This window comes from Pedobacter glucosidilyticus DSM 23534, from assembly GCF_000425145.1.
Lineage (GTDB): Bacteria > Bacteroidota > Bacteroidia > Sphingobacteriales > Sphingobacteriaceae > Pseudopedobacter > Pseudopedobacter glucosidilyticus.
The window spans coordinates 82,302-90,588 of the sequence record NZ_AULF01000023.1; the positions used below are offsets into that span (position 1 = coordinate 82,302).

Consider the following 8,287-nt stretch of genomic DNA (forward strand, 5'->3'; position numbering starts at 1 on the left):
ACAATCCCAAAAATATTGCCATTAAATGCTTGTTTTATTTAAATGACGTTTTGTTGATAATCTTTTAAATGGAAGGTGTTTTTTAATCTTATTCCTTTATCTGTCATCTGTAAAGTACAGCATTCATGTAATGGGTCGTGTTCTAGTATAAGAACGTAGTTGTTTTTTTCTGCCAGTTCTAATATCCTTTTTTTCTCTTCTAAAGTTTTCAAAGGAAACATATCATAAGCCATCACATAGGGTAGCGGAATATGCCCTACGGAAGGAAGTAAATCTGCCATATACAAGAATGTTGTGTCATCAATGATGATTTCTGGGAGCATCATGGCATCAGTATGACCAAAAGCAAAACGTATCTTGATGTTTTCTGAGAAGGTATAACCATCTTCAACAGGTATAAATTTTAGCTGTCCGCTTTCTTGAATAGGTAAGATATTTTCTTTTAGAAAAGATGCTTTTTCTCTTGCATTGGGTAAAACAGCCCATTCCCAATGTTGTTGATTGCTCCAATAAGTTGCATTTTTAAACGCTGGAACTAGACGATTGTCTTCTTTAATAATAGACCCCCCGCAATGGTCGAAATGTAAGTGTGTTAAAATAACATCTGTAATATTATCTTTACTGTAACCAAGTTTTGCTAGCGAGCTTTCTAAAGTAGCATCGCCATGTAAATGATAATGACTTAGAAATTTTTCATCTTGTTTATCACCAATACCGTTATCAATTAAAATTAGTCTATCACCATCTTCAATTAATAAACAACGCATAGCCCAAGTGCATAAGTTGTTTTGATCTGCCGGGTTGGTTTTATTCCAAATAGCTTTAGGCACAACACCAAACATAGCGCCACCATCTAATTTAAAAAAACCGGTATCTATGGTATGGAGTTTCATGGTAGTTGGTTGGTTAGTTTGTTAGGTATTAGTTGGTTGGTTTGTTAGGTGTTAGTTGATTAGTTTATTAGGTATTAGTTGGTTGGTTTGTTAGGTATTAGTTGGTTGGTTAGGTACTAGTTGGTTGGTTTGTTAGGTATTAGTTGGTTAGTTTGTTAGGTATTAGTTGGTTAGTTTGTTAGGGCTTGTCGTAATTTTTTTTATTAGATATTAGTTGGTTAGAAATTAAAGATAAATTAACTAATCATCTAACCATCTAACAAACTAACCATCTAACAAACTAACCATCTAACAAACTAGCCATCTACAAACTAGCCATCTATCAAACTAACTATCTAACAAACCAACCAACTAACAAACTAATTTATAAATGAATCACTTCTCCGTAAGCATCTGCAGCAGCTTCCATAATGGCTTCGCTCATGGTAGGGTGTGGATGTACAGATTTGATGATTTCCATACCGGTAGTTTCTAGTTTTCTAGCTACTACAACTTCAGCAATCATCTCGGTAACGTTAGTTCCTATCATGTGTGCGCCAAGGAACTCGCCATATTTAGCATCAAAAATAACTTTAACAAAGCCATCTTTAGCACCAGCTGCACTTGCTTTTCCTGAGGCAGAGAATGGGAATTTACCTACTTTGATTTCGTAACCTGCTTCTTTAGCTTTTTTCTCGGTATAACCAACCGAAGCAATTTCTGGAGAGCAGTACGTACATCCTGGGATGTTGTTATAGTCTAGAGGCTCTGGGTGATGACCAGCAATTTTCTCAACGCAAATAATGCCTTCTGCAGAAGCTACGTGTGCTAAAGCTTGGCCCATCACAATGTCGCCAATGGCGTAAACCCCTTCTACATTAGTTTTATAGAATTTATCTACTAAAACTTTTCCTCTATCGGTTTTAACGCCAACTTCTTCTAATCCAATTCCTTCTATATTGGTGGTTACACCAACAGCAGATAAAACAACTTCAGCTTCTATTTCTTTAACTCCGCTTTCTGTTTTAATAGAAACTTTGCAAAGTTCTCCGCTGGTATTAACAGCTTCTACAGAAGATTTGGTCATGATTTCTATACCTACTTTTTTGAAAGAGCGAGCTAACTGTTTTGATATCTCCTCATCTTCAACTGGCACAATATTATCCATAAACTCAACAATGGTAACTTTGGTTCCCATGGTTGCATAGAAATAGGCAAATTCCACACCTATAGCACCAGAACCTACAACTACTAAGCTTTTAGGTAGTTTTGGAAGTACCATAGCATCGCGATAGCCGATGATTTTTTTGCCGTCTTGTTTTAAGTTTGGAAGCTCTCTGGAGCGACCACCTGTTGCTAAAATAGTGTGTTTTGCAGTATATTCTTTAACAGAACCATCAGCTGCTTTAACTTCTACTTTACCACCTTTTTTAATTTTACCTAATCCCATGATGACATCAATTTTATTTTTCTTCATCAGGAACTGGATTCCCTTGCTCATGCCATCTGCTACGCCACGACTTCTTTTTATAACGGCTTCAAAATCAGCCTCGGCACCGTTTACTTTAATACCATAATCAGCAGCATGGTTGATATATTCAAAAACCTGAGCACTTTTCAACAAAGCTTTTGTTGGTATACATCCCCAGTTTAGGCAAATTCCACCTAAAGATTCTTTTTCTATAATAGCTGTTTTTAGGCCTAGTTGTGCAGCTCTGATTGCAGCAACATAACCACCCGGACCGCTACCAATAACAATAAGATCGTAGTTCATATCTATTTAAATTTGGCTTCGAATTTAAGAAAATAATCTAAAAGGGGAGATAAGTATTCACATCCAAACGCATTTAGCTTTATTTAAGATGTGATATTTGTAAAATGTTAATAAATTCTTTGTGGATTTAACATTAATTTAATGTAAATGTTAATGCAATGTGATTTCTTCAACTTATCTTTGTTGACAATTAACACTAACTTATTAATTTATGAAGAAGTATTTACTAACACTAAATTACTTGTTTGTTCTGATGCTGGCAGTTACGTCTGTGGCTTATGGGCAAATTACGACAAGTAGTATGACTGGAACGGTGCGAGACTCTAAAGAAACTATTATTGGAGGTACTGTAAAGGCAACACACTTACCAACAGGTACGGTTTATGCAACTACTACCAATGCAGACGGTAGATTTTCCCTTTTAAACATGAGACCGGGCGGTCCTTACACAGTTCAAGTAACTTATGTAGGTTATCAAGCAAAAACTTCAAGTAATATTTTCTTAACTCTAGGAGAGCCGTTTGTCTTAAATGTTACTTTATCACAGGCGAGTACAGAATTAAGTGAAATAGTTGTAACTGCCGGTGGTAACTCAATTTTAAGTTCAGACAGATCAGGCTCTGTTACAAATATTGGAACGGCCCAGATTAATGAAATTCCTACAATTAATAGAGGTATTAACAGTTTAACCAGAGTAACTCCACAAGCACAAGGTAATAGTATTGGTGGTGGTAACTATCGTCAAAATAATATCACGGTTGATGGCGCTAATTTTAACAACAGTTTTGGTATCGGAACTAATTTACCTGGAGGTCAAGCAAATCCAATTGTATTAGACGCTTTAGGTGAAATTTCTGTTAACGTTACTCCTGTAGACGTTAGGCAGTCTGGTTTTATCGGTGGTGCTGTTAACGCTACAACACGTTCTGGAACAAATGAGTTTTCTGGCTCTGCTTACACGTACTTTAGAAATCAGAATAATGTAGGTACAAGAGTTGGAGGATATGATGAATTAATTCCAAATCCTAATGATGTGAAAATTTACGGATTTAGACTTGGTGGTCCTATCATCAAAAATAAGTTATTCTTCTTTGCCAGTGTTGAATCTGATAAGCAATCTAGACCTGGTCAAAATAGATTAGCTTCTGTTGACCCATCTGATTTTGGAGTTAACCCAAGAGCTAATAGACCAACAAGAGCTGAATTAGATGAAATAAGCCAATACTTAAGAGATACTTATGGTTACGAAACTGGTGGATACGATGGTTATGGTTTCGAAAGTGAGCGTTTAAACTTATTAGGTAGAATAGATTGGAATATTAATAAAGATCATAAGTTTACACTCCGTTATTCTCAGCTAGAAAGTAAAAGTCCATCTTTTTTAAGTAACTCTACAAACCCTTTTATTGGTAGTCCTTACCCTGTAAATGGTTCAAGAACAGATAACAATGCCTTAGCTTTCGAAAATTCAAATTATTTTACTGATAACAACTACTACTCATTAGTAGCAGAATTAAACTCTACTTTTGGCGGCGGTAGATTCTCTAATACGCTAAGAGCTTCATACTCTAACCAAAACGAACCAAGAACTTCAAATAGTTCTGTATTTCCTTTTGTGGATATCTTAAAAGACGGAAGACCTTTCACTTCTTTTGGATACGAGCCTTTTAGTTTTGGTAACTTAAGAGACGTAGAATCTTACAATGTTATAGATTATATACAGACTACAATAGGGAGACATAATTTATTAGGAGGTATAGAGTTTGAAACGAGTACAACACAAAACGGTTTTCAACGTTTCGCAACTAGCTACTATATTTTTAATTCTTTTGATGATTTTAGAAATGATGCAGATCCCATAGGTTATGCAAAAACCTTTTCTTTAACTCCTGGATACGCTCAGGCTTTTCCAACTTTTAAAGATTCTAAGTATTCTTTATATGCACAAGATGACTTTACCGTAAATGATAGATTACGTTTATCTTTTGGTATTAGAGGAGATTTATATACTTATAAACAAGATTTATTAAGCCATCCATTGCTAACACCATTAACGTTTGCTAACGGCGAAAAGTTAGACACAGGTGTTTTACCAAGTTCTGCTTTATTAGTATCACCGAGGTTTGGTTTTAATTATGATGTAAAAGGTGATAGAACTTTACAATTTAGAGGTGCAGTAGGTGTTTACTCTGGTGGTATTCCTAAAGTTTGGATTGTTAGCCAGGCAGGAGATTCTGGATTACTTCAGTTTTCTGAAGTATTACAAAATAATTTTAACCCTATACCAAATAGAAAATTTAATCCTGATATTAATACTTATTTACCTGCTACACAACCTACACCAGGTCAAGCATTACCAAACGCAATATCTTTGTTAACACCAAATGTAAAAGCACCGCAATCTTTTAAAACTAGTTTAGCTATGGATGTTAAGTTACCATTTGGTTTAATAGGTACTTTAGAGGGTATTTACAATTATGATATTAATCAGGTTTTCTTTAGAAATCCAAATTTAGATCCAACTAAAGCTGCTCCACTAAATGCTGCTGGTTATCCTGACAATAGAATTATTTATCCTAATTCAAATACTGATAAGTACATCAATAAATTAAGCGGTGCTGGTTTGCCAAGTACAACGGAAGCAGGAGCATTAAATACTTATGTTTTAGATAATGCAAGTGGAGGTTATAATTATTCTATTACTGCTAGAATAGAGAAACAATTTAGTAAAGGTTTTTCTTCATTTATAGCTTACACAAGACAAGAGGGTAAAAACTTTTTTGATGGAGGTGGTGACCAACCTTCTGGATCTTGGTTAAACAATCCAACTATTAATGGCTCTAATAGTAAAGAGTTAGGGTATAATGGTTTTGTACCTGATAGAGTTGTTGCGGGCATTACTTACAAAAAAGAGTATTTACGCAATTTAGGAACAACAATCTCTTTAATTTATGAAGGCTCAAGCCAAGGTAGGGTTTCATATACCTATTCTCTGGATATGAATAGAGATGGCGCTAATGCTGATTTAATTTATGTTCCAAGAAATCCTAGTGAAATTACCTTTACACCTTTTACAGCTGGTACTGGACCCAACGCAATTACATATACTGCTCAACAGCAAAGTGATTTATTCTTTAGATTGATAGAGCAAGATAAATACTTGAACTCAAGAAGAGGTAAATATGCAGAACGTAATGGTGGACTTTTACCATGGGTTAATAATGTAGATTTAAACTTGTTTCAAGATTTATTTGTTAATGTAGGTAAAAAGAAAAATACATTGCAATTCAATTTAACAGTAGAAAACTTTGGTAATTTAATTAACAGAAACTGGGGTGTACGCTATTTCTTAGTTAGAAACCAGTTATTAGTTCCTACTAATTTAGCCGCACTTGATGCAAATGGTGCTACAAGACCTACTTATAGACTACAATTTGATGGAAATGCACCATCTCCAACAATTTTGAGAGATAATGTTGGCTTTGCATCAACATATAGTATGCAATTTGGGTTAAGGTATATATTTAATTAATATATAAGTTGTTAATTAAAATAAGAAAATGAAGATGAAACTCATAAATTCAAACATAAAAATATTAGGCTTGGTAGCCTTATTTATAAGTTCTATAACTTCTTGTAAGCAAGAAGAAGAACTGTCAATTAATCCAAGTGGGGTTAGACCAAATATTGCTTTTGTTGGTTTAACCAATACTAATGCCACAACTAGTCCGGCTGGTCAGTTAATAAGATATAATGCAAATAATGTTAATCAGGTTGTTGGAGCTGCTGTAAATATTACTGGAGTTCAAACGGGTGAAAGCATCATTGCAATAGATTATCGTCCGGCTACGGGGATGCTTTATGGTATAAGTAACCAAAGTAGGTTATATATTTTAAATCCACTAAATGGAAATTCTAGAGCAGTAAATTCAACGCCTTTTGCTCCTGCATTACCTACTACAGCAGGTATAGTAGCAGGTTTTGATTTTGATCCAACATTAGATATTATAAGACTAATTACTAAGACTGGTCAGAATTATAGATTAAATCCTAACGATGGAAGCATATTAGCAACCGATGGTGCAATTAATGGTGTTTCTGATGCTGTATTGGCAGAAGCTGCTTACACTAATAATTTAAACGGATCCACTACAACAGAGTTATATAATTTGGATTTAATTAATGCAAGGTTGTATAAACAAGTGCCAAATACTGGTGTTTTAACAACGGTTGGTTCTTTAGGTGTAAGACCTATTACAATTAATACCAATTCTGCATTTTCTACTGCCTACAATAACAATATTACCAACTTTAGAAATTCTGCTCTAGCAGGCTTTGATATTGCTCCAACTGGAGAGGCACTAGCTGTATTTACTAATTTAAACGGAGCTGCTCCTGCTATACCGGTAGGTGGTATTTCTGCTGGTCCTCCTGCTAATCCTTCCTCCGCAGTTAATGCTGTTTCAGGTAATCCAACCCTATTTCAAATAGACTTGGTTACAGGCAAAACAATTGATTTAGGAGTAATTCCTTTTCCCGCACCAAATAACGCACTTGCGGCAACAGCTTTAATAGGTATAGCAATAGCTCCAGCTCCGGTTGGCTATGCTATAGATGATGCTAATAATAACCTTTTAATATTTAATTTAACTAAACCAGAACCTGTATCAAAAACCATTACTGGCTTACAAGCAAGTGAAACCATTGTAGGTTTAGATTTTAGACCATTGAATGGGCAACTATATGGCTTAGGTAGTTCTAGTAGAATTTATGTAATTAATCCAGCTACTGGTGTTGCTACAGCTGTAGGTGTTTTACCGTTAGTTCCATTATTATCAGGTACTTCTTTTGGATTTGATTTTATTCCTAATGCTGATTTAATAAGAATAGTTAGCAATACAGGTCAAAATTTAAGAGTAAACCCTACAACAGGGCTAGTATCAAATATTGATGCTACTATAAATGGATCTAATAGTGTAACATTCTCTGCAACAGCGTATAATAATAATCTTGTTCCTTCTACAAATCCTGTATTCTTCTTGATGAATACAGCTACTGATAGTTTGTATAGAATTAACGATGCTGCAAATGGAAGAGTAACAAGAGTAGGGAAATTAAATGTAACTGCTGATGCTGCTAATGGTTTTGATGTTAGTGCGGTAAGTAATACTGCATATGCTATTCTTACCAAAGGAACAGAAACTAGGATTTATACTATTAATACATCTTTAGGTTCTGCTGCACCAGGATTAATATTCCCAAGAAAAGTTAGGGCCTTTACGGTAGGTTTAGGTTTCTAAAATAAAATCTATTTTGCATAAATATTAGAGGCTGTCTCAAAAAGGCAGTCTCTTTTTGTTTGATAATAATGAGTTAATTTAGTAGATAAATTTCATATTTTTTTGGTATAAATACTTGATTTACTTATATTTAAGTGTAAATCAATAAGATGTAATGCCAAATAAAGTACCTGTTTTCAAGCCCTATAATCAGCATCAAATCATGATGCTTCCTCCATCCTTAGAGGAGCTTATACCTGAAAGTCATACAGTTAGAGTAGTCAATGAGGTTATCAATCGCATCAATGTAGAACCTTTATTATCAGCTTATCAGACTAAAGGCACATCATCCTATCATCCTT

Annotated in this window: 4 protein-coding genes and 1 pseudogene; 3 read left to right on the forward strand and 2 right to left on the reverse strand. The window is 34.6% G+C overall.

Going from position 1 to position 8,287, the window contains the following annotated elements:
• Positions 1 to 38: 38 nt before the first annotated feature.
• A complete protein-coding gene (locus tag H510_RS0109325) occupies positions 39 to 893 on the reverse strand; it encodes an MBL fold metallo-hydrolase (RefSeq protein ID WP_026904079.1) in 855 nt (284 codons plus the stop codon).
• A 364-nt stretch (positions 894 to 1,257) separates the two neighbouring features.
• Complete coding sequence (gene lpdA / locus H510_RS0109330; protein WP_036692445.1) at positions 1,258 to 2,646, reverse strand: dihydrolipoyl dehydrogenase; 1,389 nt, start codon at positions 2,644 to 2,646, stop codon at positions 1,258 to 1,260.
• A gap of 211 nt (positions 2,647 to 2,857) precedes the next feature.
• On the opposite strand from lpdA, the gene H510_RS0109335 reads away from it, so the two are divergent.
• The 3 genes and pseudogenes from H510_RS0109335 to H510_RS19880 form a co-directional block, all read left to right on the forward strand.
• Positions 2,858 to 6,178: a TonB-dependent receptor gene (locus tag H510_RS0109335; RefSeq protein ID WP_026904081.1), complete on the forward strand. Its 3,321-nt coding sequence runs from the start codon at positions 2,858 to 2,860 to the stop codon at positions 6,176 to 6,178.
• A 28-nt stretch (positions 6,179 to 6,206) separates the two neighbouring features.
• Positions 6,207 to 7,946: a DUF4394 domain-containing protein gene (locus H510_RS0109340; RefSeq protein WP_026904082.1), complete on the forward strand. Its 1,740-nt coding sequence runs from the start codon at positions 6,207 to 6,209 to the stop codon at positions 7,944 to 7,946.
• Between the two features lie 154 nt (positions 7,947 to 8,100).
• Positions 8,101 to 8,287, forward strand: a pseudogene (locus tag H510_RS19880) (IS5/IS1182 family transposase); the annotation flags it as partial.

Excerpts from the sequence above, each read along its gene's own strand:
- H510_RS0109325 (WP_026904079.1), bottom strand. The coding sequence starts at position 893 with ATGAAACTCCATACCATAGATACCGGTTTTTTTAAATTAGATGGTGGC.
- lpdA (WP_036692445.1), bottom strand. The coding sequence starts at position 2,646 with ATGAACTACGATCTTATTGTTATTGGTAGCGGTCCGGGTGGTTATGTT.
- H510_RS0109335 (WP_026904081.1), top strand. The coding sequence starts at position 2,858 with ATGAAGAAGTATTTACTAACACTAAATTACTTGTTTGTTCTGATGCTG.
- H510_RS0109340 (WP_026904082.1), top strand. The coding sequence starts at position 6,207 with ATGAAGATGAAACTCATAAATTCAAACATAAAAATATTAGGCTTGGTA.